This window comes from Mesorhizobium sp. M0106 (assembly GCF_040322715.1).
In the GTDB taxonomy this organism is placed as follows: domain Bacteria; phylum Pseudomonadota; class Alphaproteobacteria; order Rhizobiales; family Rhizobiaceae; genus Mesorhizobium.
The window spans coordinates 141,055-164,804 of the sequence record NZ_JAMYUA010000009.1 but is presented as its reverse complement, the minus strand read 5'-3'; the positions used below and the strand labels follow the sequence as shown (position 1 = coordinate 164,804).

25 protein-coding genes, 1 other RNA gene and 3 pseudogenes are annotated in these 23,750 nt (G+C 63.3%); 15 read left to right on the top strand and 14 right to left on the bottom strand.

Annotation, left to right across the window (positions count from 1 at the left end; all coding sequences use genetic code 11):
- Nucleotides 1–67: 67 nt before the first annotated feature.
- Complete coding sequence (locus NKJ55_RS12110) at nt 68–967, top strand: dienelactone hydrolase family protein (protein ID WP_352450086.1); 900 nt, start codon at nt 68–70, stop codon at nt 965–967.
- Here the strand turns inward: NKJ55_RS12110 and NKJ55_RS12105 are convergent, their stop codons facing one another.
- Complete coding sequence (locus tag NKJ55_RS12105; RefSeq protein WP_352450085.1) at nt 968–1,876, bottom strand: EamA family transporter; 909 nt, start codon at nt 1,874–1,876, stop codon at nt 968–970. It lies immediately after the preceding gene.
- A 90-nt stretch (nt 1,877–1,966) separates the two neighbouring features.
- Here NKJ55_RS12105 and NKJ55_RS12100 point away from each other — a divergent pair, with 90 nt between their 5' ends.
- On the top strand, nt 1,967–2,446 hold the full coding sequence (locus NKJ55_RS12100; protein ID WP_352450133.1) for an Lrp/AsnC family transcriptional regulator: 480 nt from the start codon (nt 1,967–1,969) through the stop codon (nt 2,444–2,446).
- Nucleotides 2,447–2,545: 99 nt separating this feature from the next.
- Here NKJ55_RS12100 and NKJ55_RS12095 read toward each other — a convergent pair whose 3' ends face one another.
- The 3 genes from NKJ55_RS12095 to NKJ55_RS12085 form a co-directional block, all read right to left on the bottom strand.
- The gene (locus NKJ55_RS12095) at nt 2,546–3,076 is read right to left on the bottom strand and encodes a hypothetical protein (protein ID WP_352450084.1); all 531 of its coding nucleotides are present in this window, start codon (nt 3,074–3,076) and stop codon (nt 2,546–2,548) included.
- A gap of 180 nt (nt 3,077–3,256) precedes the next feature.
- Complete coding sequence (locus tag NKJ55_RS12090) at nt 3,257–3,454, bottom strand: hypothetical protein (protein WP_023676715.1); 198 nt, start codon at nt 3,452–3,454, stop codon at nt 3,257–3,259.
- 147 nt (nt 3,455–3,601) lie between these two features.
- The gene (locus NKJ55_RS12085) at nt 3,602–4,087 is read right to left on the bottom strand and encodes a thioesterase family protein (protein WP_352450083.1); all 486 of its coding nucleotides are present in this window, start codon (nt 4,085–4,087) and stop codon (nt 3,602–3,604) included.
- 119 nt (nt 4,088–4,206) lie between these two features.
- On the opposite strand from NKJ55_RS12085, the gene NKJ55_RS12080 reads away from it, so the two are divergent.
- Both NKJ55_RS12080 and NKJ55_RS12075 read left to right on the top strand, forming a co-directional pair.
- Nucleotides 4,207–5,622: an FAD-binding oxidoreductase gene (locus NKJ55_RS12080; protein ID WP_352450082.1), complete on the top strand. Its 1,416-nt coding sequence runs from the start codon at nt 4,207–4,209 to the stop codon at nt 5,620–5,622.
- A 94-nt stretch (nt 5,623–5,716) separates the two neighbouring features.
- Nucleotides 5,717–9,748 (top strand): AsmA family protein, encoded by a 4,032-nt coding sequence (locus NKJ55_RS12075; RefSeq protein WP_352450081.1) that lies wholly within the window; start codon nt 5,717–5,719, stop codon nt 9,746–9,748.
- On the opposite strand, the pseudogene NKJ55_RS12070 reads toward NKJ55_RS12075, so the two are convergent.
- A pseudogene (locus tag NKJ55_RS12070) lies at nt 9,693–10,064 on the bottom strand (MarR family winged helix-turn-helix transcriptional regulator); the annotation flags it as partial. The gene NKJ55_RS12075 and the pseudogene NKJ55_RS12070 overlap by 56 nt on opposite strands.
- A gap of 86 nt (nt 10,065–10,150) precedes the next feature.
- Between NKJ55_RS12070 and NKJ55_RS12065 the strand changes: the two are divergent.
- Complete coding sequence (locus NKJ55_RS12065; RefSeq protein WP_352450080.1) at nt 10,151–10,276, top strand: hypothetical protein; 126 nt, start codon at nt 10,151–10,153, stop codon at nt 10,274–10,276.
- Between the two features lie 160 nt (nt 10,277–10,436).
- Here NKJ55_RS12065 and NKJ55_RS12060 read toward each other — a convergent pair whose 3' ends face one another.
- From NKJ55_RS12060 to NKJ55_RS12045, 4 genes are all read right to left on the bottom strand, one after another.
- Entirely contained in the window at nt 10,437–10,658 is a 222-nt protein-coding gene (locus NKJ55_RS12060) for a ribbon-helix-helix domain-containing protein (RefSeq protein WP_352450079.1), read from the bottom strand.
- Between the two features lie 20 nt (nt 10,659–10,678).
- Complete coding sequence (locus NKJ55_RS12055) at nt 10,679–10,882, bottom strand: DUF4169 family protein (protein ID WP_352450078.1); 204 nt, start codon at nt 10,880–10,882, stop codon at nt 10,679–10,681.
- A gap of 18 nt (nt 10,883–10,900) precedes the next feature.
- A complete protein-coding gene (locus NKJ55_RS12050) occupies nt 10,901–11,437 on the bottom strand; it encodes an SspB family protein (protein WP_352450077.1) in 537 nt (178 codons plus the stop codon).
- Between the two features lie 134 nt (nt 11,438–11,571).
- Nucleotides 11,572–12,261, bottom strand: coding sequence for a TetR/AcrR family transcriptional regulator (locus NKJ55_RS12045; RefSeq protein WP_352450076.1), 690 nt, complete (start codon nt 12,259–12,261; stop codon nt 11,572–11,574).
- Between the two features lie 167 nt (nt 12,262–12,428).
- Here NKJ55_RS12045 and NKJ55_RS12040 point away from each other — a divergent pair, with 167 nt between their 5' ends.
- On the top strand, nt 12,429–13,634 hold the full coding sequence (locus NKJ55_RS12040; protein WP_023676705.1) for a multidrug effflux MFS transporter: 1,206 nt from the start codon (nt 12,429–12,431) through the stop codon (nt 13,632–13,634).
- A 101-nt stretch (nt 13,635–13,735) separates the two neighbouring features.
- Nucleotides 13,736–14,551: pseudogene (locus NKJ55_RS12035) on the top strand (LysR family transcriptional regulator); the annotation flags it as partial.
- A gap of 72 nt (nt 14,552–14,623) precedes the next feature.
- On the opposite strand, the gene NKJ55_RS12030 reads toward NKJ55_RS12035, so the two are convergent.
- The 4 genes and pseudogenes from NKJ55_RS12030 to ssrA form a co-directional block, all read right to left on the bottom strand.
- Nucleotides 14,624–15,364: an SDR family oxidoreductase gene (locus NKJ55_RS12030; RefSeq protein ID WP_352450075.1), complete on the bottom strand. Its 741-nt coding sequence runs from the start codon at nt 15,362–15,364 to the stop codon at nt 14,624–14,626.
- Nucleotides 15,365–15,536: 172 nt separating this feature from the next.
- Entirely contained in the window at nt 15,537–15,737 is a 201-nt protein-coding gene (locus NKJ55_RS12025) for an AAA family ATPase (RefSeq protein WP_352450074.1), read from the bottom strand.
- Nucleotides 15,655–16,074: pseudogene (locus NKJ55_RS12020) on the bottom strand (AAA family ATPase). Before NKJ55_RS12020 ends, NKJ55_RS12025 begins: the two are co-directional and overlap by 83 nt.
- Nucleotides 16,075–16,187: 113 nt before the next feature.
- Nucleotides 16,188–16,543, bottom strand: a transfer-messenger RNA (tmRNA) gene (gene ssrA / locus NKJ55_RS12015).
- A 162-nt stretch (nt 16,544–16,705) separates the two neighbouring features.
- Between ssrA and NKJ55_RS12010 the strand changes: the two genes are divergently transcribed.
- The 6 genes from NKJ55_RS12010 (at nt 16,706) to NKJ55_RS11985 (ending at nt 21,255) form a co-directional block, all read left to right on the top strand.
- Nucleotides 16,706–17,017, top strand: a complete 312-nt coding sequence (locus tag NKJ55_RS12010; protein ID WP_023676702.1) for a DUF2853 family protein — start codon at nt 16,706–16,708, stop codon at nt 17,015–17,017.
- A 113-nt stretch (nt 17,018–17,130) separates the two neighbouring features.
- Nucleotides 17,131–17,925 carry a thymidylate synthase gene (locus tag NKJ55_RS12005; RefSeq protein WP_023676701.1) on the top strand — a complete coding sequence of 265 codons (795 nt, stop codon included), beginning with the start codon at nt 17,131–17,133 and terminating at the stop codon, nt 17,923–17,925.
- 286 nt (nt 17,926–18,211) lie between these two features.
- A complete protein-coding gene (gene modA / locus NKJ55_RS12000; RefSeq protein WP_352450073.1) occupies nt 18,212–19,003 on the top strand; it encodes a molybdate ABC transporter substrate-binding protein in 792 nt (263 codons plus the stop codon).
- Nucleotides 19,004–19,018: 15 nt separating this feature from the next.
- Nucleotides 19,019–19,723 (top strand): molybdate ABC transporter permease subunit, encoded by a 705-nt coding sequence (modB, locus tag NKJ55_RS11995; protein WP_023676699.1) that lies wholly within the window; start codon nt 19,019–19,021, stop codon nt 19,721–19,723.
- Nucleotides 19,720–20,832, top strand: coding sequence for a molybdenum ABC transporter ATP-binding protein (modC, locus tag NKJ55_RS11990; protein ID WP_352450072.1), 1,113 nt, complete (start codon nt 19,720–19,722; stop codon nt 20,830–20,832). Before modB ends, modC begins: the two co-directional genes overlap by 4 nt.
- Nucleotides 20,833–20,913: 81 nt before the next feature.
- Nucleotides 20,914–21,255 carry a winged helix-turn-helix domain-containing protein gene (locus NKJ55_RS11985; protein ID WP_023676697.1) on the top strand — a complete coding sequence of 114 codons (342 nt, stop codon included), beginning with the start codon at nt 20,914–20,916 and terminating at the stop codon, nt 21,253–21,255.
- A 33-nt stretch (nt 21,256–21,288) separates the two neighbouring features.
- On the opposite strand, the gene cobF is transcribed toward NKJ55_RS11985, so the two are convergent.
- A complete protein-coding gene (gene cobF, locus NKJ55_RS11980) occupies nt 21,289–22,062 on the bottom strand; it encodes a precorrin-6A synthase (deacetylating) (RefSeq protein ID WP_352450071.1) in 774 nt (257 codons plus the stop codon).
- A 141-nt stretch (nt 22,063–22,203) separates the two neighbouring features.
- Between cobF and NKJ55_RS11975 the strand changes: the two genes are divergently transcribed.
- Nucleotides 22,204–23,214, top strand: a complete 1,011-nt coding sequence (locus tag NKJ55_RS11975) for a DUF4424 domain-containing protein (protein WP_352450070.1) — start codon at nt 22,204–22,206, stop codon at nt 23,212–23,214.
- Nucleotides 23,214–23,732 carry a dihydrofolate reductase gene (locus NKJ55_RS11970; protein WP_352450069.1) on the top strand — a complete coding sequence of 173 codons (519 nt, stop codon included), beginning with the start codon at nt 23,214–23,216 and terminating at the stop codon, nt 23,730–23,732. Before NKJ55_RS11975 ends, NKJ55_RS11970 begins: the two co-directional genes overlap by 1 nt.
- The last annotated feature ends 18 nt before the right edge of the window (nt 23,733–23,750 follow it).

Genomic DNA, 23,750 nt, shown 5'->3' with positions numbered 1-23,750 from the left:
AGCCGTGACTGGACCAGGCAAGCTTCGGCTCTATGTTGCCGCGGGGGGCGCCGACGAGGAGCGCGCCATGACAATACCTGCCGGACCCACTGCCGCCGAGCCTGTCATTACCCAGGCGATGATCGATGCCTATGACGAATACACGCACCTGACGCTCGACCGGCGGCGCTTCATGGAGCAGTTGACCAGGCTTGCCGGATCGGGTGCGGCAGCGGCCGCGATCGCGCCGCTGCTGGCGGCGAATTCGGCCCAGGCGGCAATCGTGGCGGAAGACGATCCGCGGGTGAAAGGCGAGGACATCAGCTATCCCGGCAGCGCCGGCGAGATGAAGGGCTATCTGGTCAAGCCGGCGGATCAGACCGGCAAGCTTGGCACGGTCATCGTGGTGCACGAGAACAGGGGTCTCAACCCGCATATTCGCGATGTGGCGCGGCGCGTGGCGCTGGAAGGGTTCGTGGCGCTTGCGCCGGACTTCATGACACCGCTCGGCGGCACGCCGGACGATGAAAACAGGGCACGTGACCTGTTTTCCCAGCTCGATCCAGCACAGGTCGCCGCCAATGCCGTGGCAACCGTCGCCTACCTCAAAGGCTACAAGGACGGCAACGGCAAGGTCGGCGCCGTCGGCTTCTGCTGGGGCGGCGGCACGGTGAACATGCTGGCCGTCAACGCGCCGGACCTCGCCGCCGCCGTCGCCTATTACGGCATGCAGCCACAGGCCGAGGACGTGCCGAAGATCAAGGCCGCGCTCATGCTGCATTATGCCGGGCTCGACACCCGCACCAATGCAGGCATCGATGCCTTCAAGAAGGCACTCGACGCGGATCATGTCGAATACTCGGTCTATGTCTATGAAGGCGCCAATCATGCCTTCAACAACGACACGTCGGCGGCCCGCTACGACAAGAAGGCGGCTGACCTCGCCTGGGGCCGAACGATCGCTTTCCTCAAGGAGAAGCTGGCCTGATCAGGTGGGCGCCGGCGCCGGTTTGTGAAGGGCGACGCCGGCCACCACCAACGCGATGCCGATGCAGTCGGTGAGGCTCGGCACCTGCCGCAGCACAATGATGCCGATCAACGTCGCGGTGACCGGCAGCAAAGACAGCATCAGCGCGAAGCTGGAGCGCGGCAGCCGCGACATGGCAAGCTGGTCGCAAATATAGGGAATAACCGACGAGCAGATGCCGACGCCGACCGCCGCAAACAGCAGCGGCGGCGCCGAGAAAGCCGGCAGAGCATCGACGAAACCGATCGGCAGAACGACGAGAAGGGCGACCGCCATGGCGGCACCCAGCCCGGCGATGCCATCGCCGGCGCCGCCGCGCGCAACGCGGTGGCCGAGCACGATGTAGCCAACGAACAGCGTGCCGTTGAGGAAGGCCCAGAACAGGCCGACGGGATCGCTCGACCATTTGACTTCGATCAGCAACAGGGTGCCGGCGACAGCGATTGCGAGGGCGGCGAGATTGCGCGGGCTTCTGAGGCCAACAAGCGCAACGCCGATGGTGCCGACGAATTCGATCGCCGCCACCAGCGAGATCGGCAGCCGGTCGAGCGCCAGGTAAAACGAGCAATTCATCACCCCAAGGCAGACGCCGAAAGCCACAAGCAACAACCGCGTCGAGCGGTCGGCGCGGGCGAAGACCACCCATGGCCGGGTCAATGGGGCAAAGACGAGTGCCGCGGTGGCGATGCGCAGCCAAGCCATGCCCAGCACGCCGACATGCGGGAACAGCAGCACCGCCAAGGCCGGTCCGAGATAGTGAAACACGGCGCTGACGCCGAACCAGAGATGCGGCGGGACCGCGTTTGCCAAGGTAAAGGCGGGGCCGGCGAGTGCCGGACTTGCTGCCGGGGCTTGCGTCCGATCTTGCATGGGATCAGTATCGCAGGCGATTTTTGCCATTGATATGGATGATGGCCGGGCATTGCGGCCATTTCGTTTCCGAAAGCAAGGAGTATTCCGCTGAAACGCCTTCGAAATGAAAATAGCGATCTGGATCCGGCGGACCTGAAAATCCTGCGCCTGCTGGAAAAGGACGCGCGCACCAGCACCGCCGAACTGGCGCGGTCGGTCGGCCTGTCGGCGCCGAGCGTTGCCGAGCGCATCAAGCGGCTGCAGGAAAGCGGTGTGATCGAGGCCTATACGGTGCGTATCAATCCGGCCGCGCTCGGCATGAAGCTGTCGGCATGGCTGCGCATCAGGCCGGTGCCGGGGCAACTGGCTGTCGTGGCCGAAATCATCCGCGACCTACCGGAAATCGCCCAATGCGACCGGGTCACCGGTGAAGACTGTTTCATCGCTTTGGCGCATGTCGGCTCGGTGGCCGAGCTCGAACGGGTGATCGACCGGATCATTCCGTTCGCGATGACCAATACGGCGATCATCCAGTCGTCGCCGGTGGTGCCGCGATCGCCGCTGGGGGCGGTGAAGCGCCAGCTGTGATGTTCAAGGACGGGGCGAGCGGGTCGGCAACAGCCACGTAGCCCTATCGCGCGGCGGCAGAGGTCGCAAGGAGCAGAGCCACGAGCCGCAAGACAACGCTTAAGCTCGGGACGCCACACGAAGGGCGCGCAAAGGAAAGTCCGCGTCTACGGCAGCTAGATCATTCACCAGCATAACGGCGGCTTCGCCTTCCGCATCAGGCACTTCTGCAACCATTGCAGCCAACCAAACCACGCGGCCTGGGACTCGGGCGGCCCAGCGCGATGCACCAGACAAATCTTTCATATTGTCCTCGTGGGCCATCAACGGCCGATCGTCGCAATCGCCGTGAAGGGATGTTCGCGCCATGTCACACAGTGTTACCAAGTCACGGGAGATACTGGCCAGGTCCGTTCGCGAGGCCGCTGCCTCTTCAAGCAGCGCCAGGCAGGCGTGCAGAAAAGCAAGGAGAGCCTGATCCCCGCCACCGGGTGCCGCCACGCGGCGGCGAAGCGCAGCCAGAACGGCCGTCAACTCACTGATGCTGTGTTTGCTGAAATGCCGGCTCCGGAAGAAGTCAAGTCGATCTGCGATCGCCACCGCCCATGTCGGCAACCCTGCTTCGATCTCAGACAGCGAGCCATTCGCCATCCCGCATCCCCATTACGATCCGCCAGCAATCCATATCGGCAGGGAGTAGGCAATGCAATTCACCGACGCTGTACCGTCGCGGAACGCGTTGGCGCGATGGGGAGAAGTGCACGGCGTGGCAAGGGGCGGCGCAAAATACAAATGCAAACCGGACGGCCGGTCTGTTTCTTCCCCCACCGTTCAGGCGTGGCCGCGTTTCATCCGCGCCTGCTTCAGGATGGCGCGCCAGCGGATCATGGCGAAGGGGATCGGCTCGTTGTTGTTGGCGATGTGGAAGATCTCGTTGTTGAGGTTCTTCAGCGAGCGCCAGAAATCATAGTCGGTGATGCGTGGATCAGCCGCCAGCCTGTCCGCCTCGACCTTGATATCGGTTTTCATGCACGTTCCCCGAACCGCTGCTGCTCCGCCGCCCGTATCGCAATTCGATGCGGACGGTTTTCCAACGCCGCGCTGAGTCGTTCAACGTCTCAATTCGGCTTGTTCACGTTAAAACCTCGGTAAGGTTAACGGCGGTTGGACCGTGGTTCAAGCCGGCTTACGACGAATACCGATCGAGCGGCCGGCGCGCTCCGGCATCGGCAGGGCGGCATGGGCGGCGCGCATCGCTTCCACCCTGGCCAGGACGTCGGCGGGGAAGGGCGCCACCTTCGGGCCAGCCATGTCGACATGCAGCGACAGCGTTTCGGATGTGGCGGCAAGCCAGCCGTCGAGATGGCGGATTTCCTGATAGGCCCTCAGGCGCTTCTCGTCATGGTCGAGGAGTTGGAACGAGACCGTGACCTTGTGGTCGAGATGCAGCTCCTGGACGTAGCAGACATGGACTTCCGCGGTGTAGATGGTCAGCCGCCGTTCTTTCACATAATCCGGCCCCATCCCCATCATCTCGAAGGCCTCGTCGGAGCACCGGTCGAACAGTACGTTGTAATAGGCCATGTTGAGATGGCCGTTGTAGTCGATCCAGGCCTCCTCGATGTCCATGGCGCGAGAGACGAAAGGGGCGGGGATGGGCATCGGAAACTTCCTTCTCGTCATGCCGGGGTGAGCGTGGACTGGACAGAGCGTGGTTGGTGAGACTACGCATCCCTAGATGCAGAACAAGGGTGGACGCTGGTTCATTCGCGGAGGAATCGATGGCTCTAAGCGACCTCAATCCGGTCGAGCGCAACGAAGAAGGCATCGCCGCCGTGCTCGGCATCCTCAAGCAGCGGCTCGGCGAGCGATTCCAGACCGGCCAGGCGATCCGCGCCCAGCACGCGCACACCACGACCTATATCCCGACGCAGGCGCCGGACGGCGTCGCCTTTGCCGAGACGACGGAGGAGGTGCAGGAGATCGTGCGCGCATGCGCGGCGCATCGCGTGCCGGTGATCGCCTTCGGCGTCGGCTCTTCGCTGGAAGGCCACACCAATGCGCCGGGCGGCGGCATCTCGCTCGATACGTCACGTATGAACCGCATCATTGCGGTCAATCCGCAGGACCTCGACTGCACCGTCGAGCCCGGCGTGACGCGCGAGGATCTCAACCGGCACCTGCGCGACACCGGCCTGTTCTTTCCGATCGACCCCGGCGCCAACGCTTCGCTCGGCGGCATGGCGGCGACGCGGGCGTCGGGCACCAACGCCGTGCGCTACGGGACGATGCGCGAGAACGTCCTGTCGCTGACGGCGGTGATGGCCGACGGCGAGGCAGTGACGACCGGCAAGCGCGCCAAGAAAAGCTCGGCCGGCTATGACCTGACGCGGCTGCTGATCGGTTCGGAAGGCACGCTTGGCATCATCACACAGCTGACCTTGAAGCTGCAGGGCATTCCGCAGGCGATTTCAGGCGGCGTTTGTCCGTTCCCCAGCCTCGAGGCGGCGTGCAACGCGGTGATCGCGACCATCCAGATGGGCATTCCGGTGGCGCGCATAGAATTGGTCAACGCACTGCAGATGCGGGCGATGAAGACCTATTCGAAGCTCGACTATCCGGAGAGTCCCTGCCTGTTCGTCGAATTCCACGGCAGCGATGCCAGCGTCGCCGAGCAGGCCGAGACCTTCGGCATGATCGCCGAGGAAAATGGCGGCGGTCCGTTCCTGTGGACCAGCGTCGCCGAAGAGCGAACGAAATTGTGGAAGGCCAGGCACGATGCCTACTGGTCGTCGCTGACACTGCGGCCGGGCGCCAAGGGCCTGTCGACCGATGTCTGCGTGCCGATCTCGCGCTTTGCCGAATGTGTCACGGAGACCGAAGCGGATATCGCGGAGATGGGGCTGATCGCGCCGATCGTCGGCCATGCCGGCGACGGCAATTTCCATGTGCTGGTGCTGATGGACGTGGACGATCCGAAGGAGATCGCACTGGCGGAAGAATTCGTGGCGCGGCTCAATATGCGCGCCATCGCCATGGACGGCACCTGCACTGGCGAGCACGGCATAGGGCAAGGCAAGATCGGCTTCCTGCGGCATGAGCTCGGCCATGGCGTCGACATCATGCGCACGATCAAGCAGGCGCTCGATCCGCTGAACATCATGAACCCGGGCAAGATATTGCCGGGAAAGGACTGACATCAGGCCGCTGCCGTACCCCTATTTGCCTCTTTATCGACACGCTGATGCGGGTAGAGTGCCACTGACTTTACTATCAACTGTCTAGGAGTTCATGCTCGCACGCCTGTTCGTGATCTTCGGTGGGCTTCTTGTGCTGGTGCTGTGTGCGGCGCTGGTGGTGCCGTACTTTGTCGACTGGACAGGTTACCGTGCCGATTTCGAGCGCGAGGCGAGTGCCGTCCTGGGTCGCAAGGTGACCGTGCGAGGCGATGCAACGGCAAGGCTGTTGCCGTTCCCCTCGGTGACCTTTTCCAACGTCGCCGTTGCCGGTGGCCCCAACGGCCAGCCGGCGATGACCGTCGAAACTTTTTCGATGGATGCAGAACTCGCGCCATTCCTGCGCGGCGAGGTGCTGATCTTCGACATGCGGCTGGTGCGGCCGAAGGCGACGATCGACATCGCCGCCGACGGCACGGTCGACTGGACGATACGGCCGTCCTCGCCCTTCGATCCCGGCCAGATCTCCATCGAGAAGCTGACGGTGACGGAAGGACAGATCGCACTCAGCCACGCCGCAGGCGGGCGCAGCCATCTCATTTCCGAGATCAACTCGACGATCTCGGCCAAGTCGCTGGCCGGCCCCTGGCGGCTGGACGGCTCGCTGTTGCTGGACGGGTTGCGGACCACGATCGCCGCTTCCACCGGCAAGACCGAACCGGACGGGCAAATGCGGCTCAGGCTCAAGGCCGATCCGGATGCCTATCCGCTGGTCGTCGAGACCGACGGCAATGTGGGCCTCGTCGAGGGCGCCGCCGTCTATTCGGGCCAGTTCAAGATATCAGGCGCAGACCAGACCGCGGCGCGGCCGCGCGGCACCGACGGTGAAGCGCTGAAAGTCAACGCCGGCAAACCGGATCCGGGCTTCAGGCTGAACGGCAAGTTTTCGCTCGACCACCAGAAGCTCGGCGTCGACGAATTCCGCTTCGAGACGGGACCACTCGACAATCCCTACACCGCCGACGGTAAGGCTACGGTCGACCTTGGGCTGAAGCCGCATTTCTCGATCGAGACCAATGGCGCGCAGGTGCAGTTCGACGAGGCCGTGGGGGCGGCGGCCGGTGCCGGATTGACGCTATCCGAGCGGGTGGCGGCGCTGGAGCAGGCGCTGCTCGGTCTACCGAAGCCGACCATACCGGGTACGGTCGAGGTGAAACTGCCGGCCGTGGTTGCAGGCGACACCACCGTTCGCGACGTGCATCTGTCCGCCGAACCGGCCGAGGGCGGCTGGGCGGTAAAATCGCTGGCCGCCACGCTGCCCGGCCGCGCCAAGCTGGAAGCCAATGGCTTGGTCAGCGTCGAGGACCATTTCGGTTTCACCGGATCGCTGCTTCTGGCGGTGGCGCAGCCCTCCGGCTTCGCCGCATGGCTGTCGAAGGACGTCGACGAGGCGATCCGCCGCTTGCCGGCCGCCGGCTTCAAGGCCAAGGTGGATTTGAGCGAGAAGCACCAGGCCTTCAGCGATCTCGAACTCATCCTCGGCAAGGCGAAGTTCTCCGGCCGCATCGATTCCAGCCAGCCCGACGACACCCGGCCATCGGTGCTGATGCAACTGGAAGGTGGCGAACTCGATGTCGATGGGCTCGCCGCCTTCGCCTCGATCTTCGTCAGCGACAAGGGCGCCAACCGCTTTTCCGACCGCGACCTCGATTTCCAGATCAAGGCCGGGCCGGTCAGCGCCGGCGGGTTGACCGCCGATAGCGTCGATACTGCGCTTAGATTGCGCGAGGGGCTGCTTGAGATCGACCGACTGTCGGTCGGCGGACTTGCCGGCGCCTCGATCAGCGCCACCGGTCGAATCAAGGATTTCCCGGCGAGCCCGACCGGCAAGCTCGACGCCTCGGTGGTCGCCGTCGACCTCAAGCCGCTGATCGACGTCGCCGTCCAGCATTATCCCGGCAATGCAGTGCTGAAGGGCCTGGCGGAGCGTGCTGCTGCCTATCCCGAGCTGTTCCAGGATGCGCGCATCGACGCGGTCACGAGTGCCGCAGACAATGGCGACGGTACGACCGGACTGGCAATGAGCGCACAGGGCAAGGCCGGTGGCTCGGCCTTTTCGGCGTCGTTGTCCGGCAAAGGGGCGCTCGACCGGCCTCTCGAAGCGCCGGTGACGCTGACCTTCAACGCAAGGAACGCCGACGCCACCGCGCTTCTGGCGCTTTACGGTTTGCCGGCGCTGCCACTCGGCATGCTCGGCGAGGCGACCGCCGACGTCTCGGCCAAAGGCACGCTTGGCGGCGGCCTGGCGACACGATTCAGCCTGGCCGGCAATGACTTCAAAGCTGGTTTCGACGGGACAATTGCCGACACGTCTCAGGGCGCGGCCGCCAAGGGCAAGGTCAGCCTTGAAACGGCCGACATCGAGCCATGGCTGATGACGACCGGCGTCGGCCTGCCCGGCATGGGCACCGGCATGTCGACGTCGCTTGCAGCCGATGCCGATTACGGCAATGGTCTCCTGGTGCTGAGCGGCCTCAGCGGCGCCGTCAACGAAGCGGCGGTTTCCGGTGACGTAAATATCGACATCAAAGAGGGGCTGCCGCATCTTGCCGGCGCGCTGTCGCTGGACGAGCTGGACCTCGATCCGATCGCGGTGATGCTGTTCGGTGACCAGGCCTTCCTTGTCAATGACAGGACCTGGCCGACGGCACCGTTCAGCCAGAAATCCAGTCTGCCATTTACCGCCGATCTCGATCTGACGGCGGCGTCGCTTGCCGCCGGCCCGCTTGCCACCGCCTATGACGCTGCGCTGTCGCTGCAGCTCGACCAGGAGGGCATCCGCGTTTCCGACCTCAAGGCAAAGTTCCTCGGCGGCGCGTTGAGTGGCCTGTTCGAGATCAAGAACAATGACGGCACCGGGCTTTTCTCCGGTCAGATGAAACTCGCCGGCGCCGATCTGGCAGCCGTGCTGCCGGAGGCCGGCATCAGCGGAAGCGGCGAGTTCTCGACGGCGCTTTCGACCAGCGGCAAATCGGTCGACGCGATGGTTGCGGCGCTGTCCGGTTCCGGCACGGCAACGCTCAAGGGCATGACTATTGCCGGCTTCAATCCCGATGCCTTTGGCGCATTCATCGCCAAGGCCGATGCGATAGGGCGCGATATCGACGCGTCGAAGACTGCCGGCTTCGTGCCGCAGATCGCCGCGGCGGGCAGTTTTCCGGCGCAGGACACCGATATTGCCTTAACCATCGCCGGCGGCACGCTGAGGGCGCCGCCGGTCAAATTCGAAAGCCCGGGCGCGACGCTGTCCGCCGACATCACCGCCGATCTGAACACCAGCACCGTCGACGCCAAGGGCGAGATCGCTTACCGGCCCGGCGACGAGGCACTGGTCGGCTCCGAACCGATTTTGAATTTCAGCGTCGACGGGCCGTTCGGCGCCACCAAACGGCAGTTCGACAGCGAGCCGCTGGCACAGTTCCTGACCCAGCGTGCGCTGGAAAAGGAGCAGCAGCGGGTCGAAGCCATGCAAGCCGCACTGCTCGAGAAACAAAGGCTGCGGCGGGAGGTGCGCTACTACGCTGCGCTGCAAACCGAGCGTGAAAGAGCGGCGGAGGAACTGCGCAGACAACAGGAAGCAGCGCGGCTGAAGGCCGAGGCCGACGCCAAGGCAAAGGCCGAAGCCGAGGCGAGGGCGCAGGCTGAAGCCAAAGCGAAGGCTGAAGCGGACGCCAAGGCACAGGCGGATGCGGAGGCGCAGGACCAAGCCGAAGCGGAGGCCAGGGCGCAGGCTGAAGCCAAGGCGAAGGCGGATGCAGCGGCGAAGGCCGAAGCCGAGGCCAGGGCGAAAGCCGAGGCGGCTGCAAAGGCCGAAGCGGATGCCGAAGCCAAAGCCAAGGCGGCGCAACAGGCTGCCGAGGAAGCAGCGCAGGCCGAAGAACAGCAACGCCAGAGGGCGGAAGAGGCGTTGCGGATCGCCTCGGAAGAGAAGGCAAGGCTCGACGCCGAACGCAAGGCCGCGGCGGAGCGAGCGGAACGGGCGCCACCGGCCGCAAATAACGTGCCACCGCCAGTGCAGCCCCCGCCAAAGCTCAAGTTCGATCCCTCGTCGATCGACGATCTGCTGAAATCGTTGAATGGCGGGTGACGGCGCATCCCTTAGTGTCGCGTCCAGCAAGCAAGCGCTTCAGCATCGGCTCGATCCGCCCGAGTTCGTCGAGATGAGCGGCTGACAGATCGGTGAGACTGTCGTCGGCGCGCTCGGTCAGCCGCAGCGGCACGCGGCGGTGGTCCTCCTCGTCGTGGTCCCTCGCGACCAGCCCGGCTTCGCAAAGACGGTTGACCAATTCCACTGCGCTGTGATGGCGGATGCGCAGGCGCTCCGCGTGGTCGCCAATGGTCACCGGCCCTCCGCCGGGGAACCCTTTGATTGCAAGCAGGGCCTGATGCTGGCGTGGTGTCACCAACATCGCTCGTGCCCGCCATCTTCGGTGGCACGGCCGGCGACCTATCCGCAAGTCGGCACGCCGCCAGAAAGCAAGGTCTGCAAATGAAGTCCGATCACGCCAACCCCGGCCATCTGCGCGATTTTACCACCGACGCCCGGGTGCTGCTCATTGCCAGCATAGCGGTGGTGGTTGCGACGGCGGGGTTGTTGCCGGCATTGCCCTCTTGAAGCTGATCCGGCTTGCCACGAACATCGCCTATTTTGGCCAGTTCACGCTCGCCGACCTGAAACGGCAGGATACGCTGCTTGGCAGGCCGAAGAACGCGACCGCTCGGCTTTGCTGGGCTTCCGTATCCGGCGCAGGAAACAGGATAGCGTTGCCTGAAGGCTACAATTTGCCGCGCTTGGCCCAATCCAGCACATAGAGCCGGAGCGCCGAGGAGAGATTGGCATCCCGCGGGCGGCTCTCGTCGATTTCGGCGACAAGGGCGGCGAGCGTCAGTTTTCGCACGGCCGCGATGGCGACCAGGTCGTCGTAAAAAGGCTTTTCGAGCGAATAGCTGGTGCGGTGGCCGCGAATGGTGACCGAGCGCTTTTCCACCGGGCTCACGAGACGATCCTACTCACACTTCAAGCATCGGATTTGTCCGAATCGCCCGAATTTTCGCGGCGATGGCCGGCGACGAATTTATCGGCCTTGTCGGCGATCAGGCGGTCGCGATCCCGGCTGGGTTTGGAACGGCCATGCAGCGCCCAGTTCTGTTCGGCCAGGCGCTCCTTCTCGGCTCGCGCCTTCTGCTTGCGTGCCTGACGGAGATTGACGATCTCGGCCATGTCACGCCGCCCGTCGGGTCACTTCTTGCGGAAGGCGTCAAGCGACACGACGTCGGCGCCCTTGGCGACGGCGTCGGCCGCTGCAGGCTTCTTTTCCGCCTCGGCGGTTTTCTTCTTCGTCTCGGGCTTTTTCTCGGCGACGATGGCCAGCGGTTCGGGAGCAGGCTTGGCCTTTGTCTCCTGTTCCGCCGGGGTATCGGTCTTGACGTCGAATTCGAGCTCGAAGTTGACGGACGGGTCGTAAAAGCCGCGTACGGCCGAGAACGGGATTTCCAGTTTCTCCGGCACGTCGGAAAACGACAGCCCAACCTCAAAGCCGGTGTCGCTCACCTTCAGGTCCCAATACTGGAACTGGATGACGATGGTCATCTGTTCGGGATAGCGCTCGCGCAGCCGCGACGACACGCGCACGCCCGGCGCGCCGGTGAGAAAGGTGATGAAGAAATGATGGTTGCCCGGGAGACCGGTGCGCGCGACCTCGGCCAGGACCTTGCGCATGACGCCGCGCAACGCCTCCTGGGCCAGAATGTCGTAGCGGATGTGGTCGTCGGCCATGTGGCTGTCGGGTTCCGTTGAATCGTCCTGATAGCTGTAATCAAGCTTGAGCGCGGCGTAAACCGGATATAGATCGCCGGCGTGCGGAAGCGAAGCCCATTGGCGACGATTTGATCGTCAAACGGCTTTGATCGTCAAGCGCTGGCGAGCGCGCCCTGTTTGCTCGCCCGGGCCACAGGCTGCCGCTTGCCGAAGGCGCGCAGGAAGGTGCGCACGCCATTTGTCGCCGATTGCACCACCTCGTCCTCGGTCGGTGTGCCGCCGAGCATGAACGTCGTCTGCAACTCGGCATTGGCAAGCGCCATGAACTGGCGCGCTGCGACATCGGGATCGTCGATGTCAAGGAAGCCGGCATGAGCGAGGCGGGCGAAGCGGGCGGCGATCGCCGGCCATGTCCTGCCCGGTCCTTCTTCGCGCCATTCGGCGAACAACTCGGGATAGCGCCCGCCCTCGGTCTGGATCAGCTTGCGCAGGAATTTGCCGTCGCGGTTGCAGATGCAGTTATGGTTCATCCGCACAGCAAAGGCGATGAGGTCGGCCTCGAGATCCTTCGGCTGATCGGGAAAAGTGGAAATCGTGGCAAAGATGCCGGCATTGCAACGTTCGGTGAGGTCGCGGACGATGGCAACGAACAGTTTTTCCTTGTCGCCGTGATGATTGTAGATGGTCTGGCGGGAGACGCCGGCCTCGGCGGCAATCATGTCGATATTGGCACCGGCAAAGCTTTCGCGGCAGAAGACCGAGGCGGCGGCATCGACAATCGACATCCGCTTGGCCTCATGGCCCCGCGGCGGGAAAATGTCAGGAGAAACGTTGGCCTTCATGCAAAACTATATAGAGGTGGTTGACGAATTAGACAAGCCTGTCTAAATTTGTGGACTGCACGAAGGGGGTTTCGTTCCGCAGAAGAGTCGGAACTCCACGGGATGGAACGTCCTAGGGTTACGCGCCGGTCCTCGGCGGCAACCAGAATTCGAAAGAGCCTGCTATCATGAACGCCAAATTCCTCCGCATTGCGGTCGTGCTCGGCCTATTGTCCGCGATCGGCCCGTTTGCCATCGACATGTATCTTCCGGCCCTGCCTTCAATCGGCGAGGATCTGCATGCCGGCACTGCCGCGGTGCAGATGAGCCTGCTGATCTTCTTTCTTTCCATGGGCTTCGGCCAGATCGTCGTCGGACCGATCTCCGACATGGTCGGCCGCAAGCTGCCACTCTACGGCGGCCTGGCGCTGTTCATGGTCGGCGGCGTCGGCTCGGCGCTGGCTCCCTCGATCGAATGGCTGATCGCCTTCCGCTTCCTGCAAGGGCTCGGCGCCAGCGCCGGCATGGCCGTGCCGCGCGCGATCGTGCGCGATCTGCATACCGGCACCGAGGCCGCCAAGCTGATGTCGCTGCTGATGCTTGTGTTTTCGGTGTCGCCGATCCTGGCACCGCTGACCGGTAGCCAGATCATCGAGAATTTCGGCTGGCGCGCCGTGTTCTGGACGGTGACGGGCGCGGCCGTGCTCGCCACCATCCTGCTGGCGACCTCGCTCAAGGAGACACGGCCGGTCGAGGAGCGCGCCGGGTCGTCCTTCGGGACGGCACTTTCCGGCTACCGCTTCCTGATGGGCGACCGCAACTTCCTTGGCCTGACGGCCATCGCCGGCTTCGGCATTGCGAGCTTCTTCGTCTATCTGTCGAGCTCGTCCTTCATCCTGATCGACCATTATGGCCTGTCGCCTTCGGTCTACAGCGTGTTCTTCTCGATCAATGCGGTTGCCTTTATCGGCATGTCGCAGCTGACCGGGTTGCTGTCGGAGCGGTTCGGGCTGCAGCGCGTGGTGCGTGTCGCGGTGACCGGCTATGCGACGACGATGGTGGTGCTGTTCGCGGTGATGGCATCGGGTGTCGACCGGCTCGACGTGATGGCGGCGCTGCTGTTCATCGGCTACGGCTTTCTCGGCCTGGTCATCCCGACGACGTCGGTGCTGGCCATGGAAGAGCATGGCGAGATCGCCGGTACCGCGTCGGCGCTGATGGGCACGCTGCACTTCGCCATCGGCGCGGTCGCCATGGGCGTCGCCGGCGTGTTTTTCGACGGCACGCCGCTGCCGATGGTGGCGGGCATCACGCTCTGCGCGGCGATCTCCTTCACACTGGCCAAAATAACGCTCGGCCGCAGCCGGGACGTCGCGGAGGCGCCGGCGGAGTAAACTTCGCCTATCGAGACAAAAAGGCCGGGCGATGTTCCCGGCCTTTTCACGTTTGCGGTCCCGGTTCAAAGCAGCCTATGCCTATATGACGGGTTCAGGACATGCAGCTTCGACATCTCAAAACCTTCGTGGCGGTCGCCACCGCCTTGAATATCACGCGCGCTTCCGAGCGGGTTCATCTTGCCCAATCGAGCGTGACCGAACAGATCCAGGCGCTGGAAAGCGATCTAGGCACGTCGCTGTTCGACAGATCACGGCGTGGCTTGAAGCTGACGGCGGCGGGACAACGCCTGCTGGACTACGCAAACGATCTCCTCGACCTCGCGGACGAAGCCCGTTCCGCAGTCGCCGACGCGAGCGGCACCGTTGCCGGTCGCCTGACTGTCGGCGGCCTGGAAACGCTTTGCTCGACACGCTTGCCAGCTCTGCTGGCGGAATTCCGTCGGCGCCATCCCGATGTGGAACTGAACCTCAGGGCGGACGATAGCAGTGGGTTGCGTGCCGGCGTGACAAGCGGGGCGCTGGACGTATCTTTCCATTTCGGAGCCGTCCCGGCGGCGGCGCCGGAGCTGCGAAGCGAGCAAGTGGCAGTGGAAGAGCTCGTCACCATAATGCCGGCAAATCACCGGTTGGCCGGATATTCTGCCATAACGCCCGACGATCTGGCTGACGAGGCCTTCCTCGTGACCCAGCCCGGTTGCGTCTATAGGCGGATGTTCGACGAAACGTTTGCCGCAATGTTGCCTGACCGTCCAAAACTCGTCGGCGAGTTCGCCAGCATGGGTGCGATACGGGGCCTTGTCGCAGCCGGTCTTGGCTGCGCGCTGGTTCCGCGTCTCGTGGCTTCCGCGGCTGACGCCAATATTGTCGTGTTGCCTTGGGTCGCAAGCAGCCCGGTGACGCCGGTCATCATGGTATGGCGCCACCGGCGCATTCAAGCGCCGGTCATGCGGCTGTTCCTCCCAATAGTTCGTGAAATCTGGCCGTCACTAGACCAGCCGCTGGCCACCATCGACATGAAGCACGGTTCCGGTGATGAAGCCGTTGTGCATGAGGGACGTGATGGCTTGGGCAATGTCGGTTGCCTGGCCGATCCGGCCGACGAGCAGACGCTTTGCCATGGCCTCCAGCGCAGCCATCTTTCCGCTGCCGACGACGGCATCCCAAATCGGCGTGTCGACCCAGCCCGGCGAGACGACGTTGACGCGGATCGGCGCCAGTTCGACGGCAAGCGCGTAGGCGAGTGAGCCAAGTGCCCCATTAACGGCTGCCACCACCGAGCCTTTCGCCGCCGGACGATAGGCGGCGATGCCCGAGGTCAGCGTGATTGATCCCCTAGGCGTCAGACGAGGCGCGCCATGTTTGGCAAGAAGAAGCGGTCCGACGACTTTGGAATCCATCACTTTGCGCGCCACCGAGATATCCATCTCGGGAAGCAACACATAGACGCCGGTAACGTCGGCGGCGGTCGAGACGATGTGGTCGAGCGTGCCGACATCCTGGAACAGGCGCTGGACCTCGTCCTCGCTTGTGACGTCGGCTGCGATCGTCCTCAGCCTTTCGGGGTGAGGCACGCGCTGCCGTGCGGCCGACAACCGGTCCTCGGAGCGGCCGACGATCGTAACCTCGGCGCCGTTGGCAAGCTGCTGTTCGGCCAGCGACAGCCCCATGCCGGAACTGCCGCCAACGATCAGGATGCGTTCGGGTGCTGGTGTGGTTTCCTGGTTCATCTTATCTCCATCAGATAGCTCGCCGGGGCCTGACCGATATGCGGCGAGAAACTGAGGCCTTGTCCCGCAAGGCATGAGAGAAGGGAAACGGGAAGAAACGAATGCTGCCATCGGAGGTTCCGATGATGGGAGGCCCTTGGACTTTCGCAAAACCGTCGCTTGCGGTGCTTCGCTACGACGCTGTCTCGGAGAGGACGAACCGCAGCCGCGTTTCGACGGGCGCCAAGGGCAGCGGCACCAGCTCGTAGCCTAGTTCCGCGTAAACGGCGACGAGTGCGTGAAAGGTGCGTTCAGCCTCGTCCATCGTTTGCTTGCGTTCGTTGTCCTGCCGAAAGATTTCCGGCCATAGCGGTGCGACGAAGACGCCTGGCATAGCGGAAGCGTCGGGCGGCATTCGTGGCGTGATCGGGAACCGGCACCCCGGTCAGGCGCAGATAGCCAAGAGTGTCCGGCACGCCGCGATCGAAGAAGACCGGGCCGGATTGCTCGCCCGCGATCCGGTAGGAGCGCAACTCCCAAGACAGCATCAACTCGGCGAACAGAGCCGCCAGGGCAGGCGTTGCCGCCTATCGCCAATTCGTCGTGATGATGCTGCGCCCGGCTTCGCCCGAGGTTGCGAGGTCTGCCACCTTAAGAGCCTCGATCAACGTTGTCTTGCCTGAGCCCGGACCGCCGGTCAGCACGAAAAACCGATTGGAATCGTTGCGCATTTCTGATCCATGGATCGGATGGGGGAAGTGTGAAGACGGGCGTTTTTTGGACCCGTCAGGACGCATGAAAGCCCGGCCGGCGGGGCCTGCTTCTGCATATGTCGAGAGGGAGAAATGGAGGTTTCTGTTGCCAGGTACCTCCGAACCCCGCCTAGAAGTGCGAACCACTAGGGCTTGAATTGAAGCTATCGCACCGCTTACGCGGCGAGACGTGCTTCCGCATAGTTGTCGTTGGCAACTATAAGTTTAGCCCGATAACGGTGGTACAATGCCGGGCAAAAGTACGATCTTTACACCTTCGTCGATCCTATTTCGCCCCCAGCAAAAGCCGCTCCTGAGCAGCGGTTTTTGGTGGAGGCGCCGGGTACCGCCCCCGGGTCCGAACGGCTTATTTCATCGCCTGTTTATCGCCATAGTCGGTCGAGCCGACGAAACGAATATAGGGACTGGCGGTGGAAAATGAAAGGCCGGAATGCCACTTTCGTCCGTGCCAAAGTGGATCATCAAGGGGTTGACTTGCAGCCGGTCTCAACCGAAGCTTTGTGGCGGTGAGGAGACCTAGCGCATACTTGCGGCAGCGCGCCACAATCCTCATCGACCGGATCCCGTGGCGCCGACGAGGGGAAATTCGATGGCCGATTATCTCGCAGACGTAAAGAAGTATGATGCGGCGGCCGATGCCGACGCGGTCGCCAAGATCGTCAAGCATCTGGGCATCGCGCTCAGGAACCGCGATTCCTCGCTGGTGTCCTGCACCGACCCGGAGGAACTGAAGCGCGTCAGGAACAGCTGGGTCGCTGGCAAGCTCGGCGTCACCGACGGTGCCAAGGCGGATGCGGCTATCGAAAAGACCTGCAAGGCTATGGCGGCCGACAACAGCAAGAGCCGGGTGACGTTCTATTACCTCGTCGCCAAGGATCTGGGCATGCTCGGCTCGCTCTGAGCAACCTCGCCGCCGGTGCTGGTGAGGCTTCTGCTGGAATCGTCTCGCTTTGCTGTGTTCGGCCGACGGTCATTCGGCTATGATGGCTGACAACCCGAATCGGACCGGAGCCGATGCGCCAGTATCTCGACCTTCTGAAGCATGTGCTGGAAAACGGCGCCGATCGCGGCGACCGCACCGGCACCGGAACGCGCTCGGTATTCGGCTACCAGATGCGCTTCGACCTGGCCCGCGGCTTTCCGGTCACCACCACCAAGAAGCTGCACCTGAAGTCGATTATCCACGAGCTTTTGTGGTTCCTGGCCGGCGACACCAACATCAAATATCTCAACGATCACGGCGTCTCGATCTGGGATGAGTGGGCCGACGAGAACGGCGATCTCGGCCCGGTCTATGGCAAACAATGGCGGTCGTGGCCGGACGGCCATGGCGGCGCCATCGACCAGATTGCGAATCTTCTGAAGGAAATACGCAAAAATCCTAATTCGCGGCGGCTGATCGTTTCGGCGTGGAACCCGGCCGAGGTGGAGGCCATGGCGTTGCCGCCCTGCCATTGCCTGTTCCAGTTTTATGTTTCTGAAGGCAAGCTTTCCTGCCAGCTCTATCAGCGGTCGGGCGATATCTTTCTCGGTGTGCCGTTCAACATCGCTTCCTATGCGTTGCTGACGCTGATGGTGGCGCAGGTGACCGGATTGAAACCCGGCGATTTCATCCACACGCTCGGCGACGCGCATCTTTACTCGAACCATTTCGAGCAGGCGCGCGAACAATTGCGGCGCACGCCCAAGGCGTTGCCGACGCTGTGGATCAATCCCGAGGTGAAGGATCTCTTTGCCTTCCGCTTCGAGGATTTCCGGCTCGAGAACTATTTCGCCGACGCGACGATCAAGGCGCCGATCGCGGTCTAGCACCATAGCTGACTGTGCCTATCGACATTGCCTACTGCGGCTGCGGCCTCGGGCGTTGTCAGCATCCATCTTGATTGGCCGACGTCGACTTGACGCGCAATCCCTGGTCGCTGATTTTCATGTGAATATTTCCTTCGGCCTCGGTACCGCTGTATCCAACGAAGATTATCGCAGGCCGGGAAAACCTCAGCTCAGAATGCCGTCGGCGGTAAAGAGCCTTTCCTTGTTATGTTCACATGGATATATCGATGGGCGGCTTCGGGCGTTCCGAGACGAGGAGAGTTTCATGCTGGCGCGCAAAGGTTCGACGACGATTGCCATCGCGGGTCTCGCCGCCATGCTGATGGCCGCGGTGCCGTCGGCCCATGCCGATGACAAGGTGGTCGTGTTTGCCGCGGCGAGCCTGAAGGATGGGCTCGATGCCGTCAACAGGGCCTGCGAGGCCGATGTCGGCGAGGCGGCAACCATTTCCTACGCGGCGAGCTCGGCGCTGGCCAGGCAGATTGAAAGCGGCGCGCCGGCAGACCTGTTCATCTCGGCCGATCTCGACTGGATGAAATATCTTGCCGACAGGAAGCTGACCAAGCCCGGCACCGAAGTGAAATTGCTCGGTAACCAGATCGTGCTGATTGCTCCGCAGGATTCCAAGGTCGAGACCAGGATCGAGAAGGGGTTCGATCTTGCCGGGCTGGTCGGTAACGGCAAACTTGCCATGGGCGATGTCAAGGCGGTGCCAGCCGGCAAATACGGCAAGGCAGCCCTCGAATCGCTCGGTGCCTGGTCTTCGGTCGAAGGCAAGGTGGCGCAGGCCGAGAATGTCCGCGCCGCTCTAAAACTGGTATCGACCGGCGAGGCAGCACTCGGCATCGTCTACGCCACGGATGCGCATGCGGAGCCTGGCGTGAAGGTGGTCGGCACTTTCCCCGCGGGTACCCATCCGCCGATCATCTATCCAGTCGCCCAGCTTGCGGATTCGAAGAGCAGGGATACTCCGGCATTCCTGAAATGCCTGCAATCCGCCAAGGCTGGCGAACTCTTCAAGGCGCAAGGTTTTACAATCCTCGCGCCGAGCAACTGACGTACGGCACCGCACATGAACTGGCTGCTGGATCTCGCTCCCGACGAATGGAATGCGGTCCGGCTGTCGATCAAGGTTGCGACCGTGGCGATGATTGCCAGCCTGCCGCCGGGCATTCTGATCGCTCTTGTGCTTGCCCGCGGCCAGTTCTGGGGCAAGACGCTGCTCAATGGTCTGGTGCATCTGCCGCTGATCCTGCCGCCGGTGGTGACCGGCTATTTGCTGCTGTTGACTTTCGGCAAGCGTGGTCCGGCCGGCGCTTTCCTGGCCGAACATTTCGGCATCGTTTTTTCCTTCCGCTGGACTGGCGCCGCGCTCGCCTGCGGCGTGATGGGCTTTCCGCTGATGGTGCGGGCCATCCGGCTGTCGATCGAGGCCGTCGACCGCAAAATCGAGGCGGCCGCCGGCACGCTCGGCGCCAATCCGCTATGGGTATTCGGCACGATCACGCTGCCGCTGATCCTGCCCGGGCTGATCGCCGGTGCGATCCTCTCCTTCGCCAAGGCGATGGGCGAATTCGGCGCGACGATCACCTTTGTCTCCAACATTCCGAACGAGACGCAGACGCTACCGTCGGCGATCTACACTTTCACGCAGGTTCCCGGCGGCGACGCCGGCGCGCTCAGGCTGACGCTGATCTCGATCGTCATCTCGATGGCGGCACTTGTTGCCTCGGAAGTGCTGGCGCGGCGCGTCGGCCGGCGGATGGACATCGAATGACGGTTCAGGTCGACATCAGCCACCGGCTTGGCGGTTTCACCGTCAATGCCCGCTTCGAAAGCGCCGGGCGGCTGACTGCGCTGTTCGGGCCTTCCGGCTCAGGAAAGACGACGCTGATCAATTTGATTGCCGGGCTGATCCGCCCCGACAAAGGTCGTATCGCGGCCGAGGGCCGCGTGCTGGTTGATAGCGATGCCGGTCTGTTCGTGCCGAAGCACAAACGGCGGATCGGCATGGTGTTCCAGGATGCGCGGCTGTTTCCGCATATGAGCGTGGCGAGCAATCTGCGCTACGGCCGCTGGTTCACGCCGGCTGCTGAGCGTTACGCGGATATCAATGGCGTGGTCGAACTGCTCGGGATCGGCCATTTGCTCGACCGGCGGCCGGCAAAACTCTCCGGTGGCGAGAAGCAGCGTGTGGCAATCGGGCGCGCGCTGCTTGCCAGTCCGAAATTGCTGCTGATGGACGAGCCGCTGGCTTCGCTCGACGAGGGGCGCAAGGCCGAGATCTTGCCTTACATCGAGCGGCTGCGCGACGAGACGAAAATCCCGATCGTCTATGTCAGCCACTCGATCGCCGAAGTGGCGCGGCTGGCGAGCGACGTCGTGGTGCTGATGCAAGGAAAGGTCGCCGCTTCCGGTCCGACCGGAGCGATCATGCAGCGTCTGGATCTATTGCCGGCCGAAGAGCGCGGCGAGGGCGGTGCCGTGCTGGATACCGCGGTTCTGGGCCACGACGAAGCCTTTGGCATGACGGTGCTAGGCTCATTGGCGGGCGAGATCCGGGTGCCGCTTCTGGCAACGCCAGTCGGTGCGCCGGTGCGCGTCCGCATCCGTGCCCGCGACGTGATGATCGCCACCGAGCAGCCGGTTGGCCTCAGCGCGCTCAACATATTGCCGGGCACGATCGTGGCGATAGAGCCGGGCGAAGGGCCTACGGTCGAGATTGGCCTCGACTGCAATGGCGCAACCGTGCTTGCCCGCATCACCGAACAGTCGCGGCAGACACTGGGGCTTCGGCTTGGTCGACAGGTCTTCGCCGTGGTCAAGACGGTGAGCTTCGACCGGGCGAATACCGGCGCCGGCCTGCCCGCCGAGGCGGATGAGTGAACGGCCGATGATTCGCTATATCGTTTTGGAATAGCGGTATCGCTGCAGAACCTGTAGAATGGCGTGACCGCGGAGGAGCAAATGCCGTCGCTGAGTTTGCGGATAAATCTCGATCCAGATGGCCGCATCGGACCGGGCAAGATCGAGCTTCTGGAACAGATCGCCGCCTTCGGCTCGATTTCGGCCGCGGCGCGCGGCATGGAGATGTCCTACAAGCACGCCTGGGACCTGGTCGAGGACATGAACCGGGTGTTCGGCAAGCCGCTGGTTGCGGCACAGACGGGCGGCAAAAAAGGCGGTGGCGCCCAGTTGACGTCGGTCGGGCTTGCTGTGGTCAGCCGCTTCCGCGCGATCGAGCGGGCTGCGTCTTCAGCAGCGGCGGCGCATATGGAGGCGCTGCAGGCCGAGATCGACGCAGCGTGACGCCGGCGGAATTCATGCCGCGTGTGATCCCTGTTACTTCTTAGGCTCGCCCGGCTTGCGCAGCAGATAGGTGTCCATGATCCAGCCTTTTTTCCGGCGGGCCTGCTCACGGGTGCTCACGATCTTGTCGCCGACGTCGCCAATCCGGCCCGAGATGACGATCTCGTCGGGCGTCCCGAGATAGGCGCCCCAGTGGACGGTGACGTCGTTGTCGTCCAGCGTGTTGAAGGCGCATTTGCCGTCCAGCATGACGATGGTGCTGCCGGCGTTTTCGGGCAGACCTTCCTCGGCGAGCCGGCGGCCGGTGGTGATCAAAATGGCGTCGCCGATCCGGTTCAATGCCATTTTGTGGCTGGCTGCGAGTGCCTGGATGGCGGTGATGCCAGGGATGACCTCCAACTCGAACGCTATATTGCCTCTGAGGCGCACGCGCTCGAGGATGCGCAGCGCACTGTCGTAGAGCGACGGATCGCCCCAGATCAGGAAGGCGCCGCAGCCATCTTCAGGGAGTTCGTCGCGGATCAGGCCTTCGTAGATCGCGGCGATCGCCTCGTGCCAGTCGTCGACGGTCGAGCGGTAGGAAGGCGCCGGCTCGGCGCGCACCGGCACGTCGAATTCGACACGGCGCGAGTTCGGATTAATGACGAAGCGGTCGCAGATCTGGCGGCGCAATTCGGCGAGATCGTTCTTCTTGGCGCCCTTGTCAGGAATGAACAGCACGTCGGCCCGATTGAGACCGTTAATGGCCTGGACCGTCATGTGTTCCGGATTGCCGGCGCCGATGCCGATGACGAGAAGCTTGCGCATGGGCGAACTCCTGCCCGATCGGGACCGGCGTGTCCAGACCGACACGACATGCCGGCAGGCGCCGGCGCATTTGCCGAAAGGCTTTGAAACGCCACATTGAACAGCTAGAGTCATGTTGGCATTCTCGCCGGGGGAGTTTCCATGTTCCGTTACGTCCTGACCGCAGCCTTGGCGCTCTCGGCTACGCCTGCGCTCGCCAATGATTCGGTCGCCGAACTCGGCACCGGTGGGCTGATCCTTTCGCGCAGCGATGCGGTGGCGATGGAAAGCGAGGATCTCTACATCTCGCCGGAAAAAGTGATGGTCGGTTACGTCTTCCGCAACAACACCGACAAGGATGTCGATGCGATCGTCGCCTTTCCGATGCCCGACATCGAAGGCGACCCCGAAGAAATACCGGCGATTCCGGAGGCGCAGAGCGACAATTTCCTCGGCTTCGAAGTGACGATCGACGGGGTGCCGGCAAAGCCGCAGCTCGAGCAGAAGGTGTTCGCGCTCGGCATCGACATCGGCGCTGACCTGAAGGCGCAGGGCGTGCCGTTCTATCCGTTCGGCGATGCGGCCAAGGCAGCGCTGGCAAAGCTGCCGCAAGCGGTCGCCGACGACTGGGTCAACCGCGGCATCATCATCGAGGACACTGCCGACGACGGTTCGGGCATGAAGACCGTCTATACGCCGTTCTGGCAATTGCGCTCGACCTATTGGTGGCGCTCGACGTTTCCGGCCAACAAGGCGGTCCATGTCTCGCATCGCTACAAGCCGAGCGTCGGCGGCACCTCCTCGGTCAGCTTCTTCTATGACGGCCAGTTCCAGGCTCAGTATGCCGCCTACAAGACACGCTACTGCATGGACGATGCCTTCGAGAATGCCGTGCGCAAGGCAGCCAAGGACGATCCCGACGGCTACCCCAAATATTTCGAGAACCGCATCGCCTATATCCTGACCACGGGTGGCAACTGGGCGTCGGGAAACATCGGCACGTTCAAGCTGACCGTCGACAAGGGCGATGCGAAGAACCTGGTCTCGTTTTGCGGCGAAAACGTCAGGAAGGTCGGACCGACGACGTTCGAGATGAAGGCGCAGAACTTCTACCCCGAGCACGACATCGACATATTGCTGCTGGAGCCATCCGATGGCGGAAACGGCGGCTGATGGACCTCGCGATTTATGTCGCCATCGCCGAGAACGGCGTGATCGGGCGCGAGGGTGGGTTGCCGTGGCGGCTGTCCACCGATCTCAGGCGGTTCAAAGCCGATACGATGGGCAAGCCCATCATTATGGGCCGCAAGACCTATGAAGGCATCGGCCGCCCATTGCCGGGCAGGCTCAATATCGTGGTGACACGAGACAGGGCATGGCGCGCCGAGGGCGTCGAAGTCGCGCACTCGATCGAGGACGCAATCGCGCTGGCGACGGTGCGCGGGCGCTGCATGGCCGGCGCCGACGAGATCTGCGTCATCGGCGGCGGCGAGATCTACGCTCAGGCGCTGCCGTTGGCCGATCGGCTGCACGTGACCCATGTTCTGGCCGCGGTCGACGGCGATGCCCATTTCCCGCCGATCGATCCGACGCTGTGGCGGATCGTCCGCTCGCAGGAGGTGGAGGCTGGCGAAAAGGACAGCCATGCGACACGCTATTCGGTTTACGAGCGGCGCCGCGACGTGCATTGAAGGCGACAAAGGGGTCGC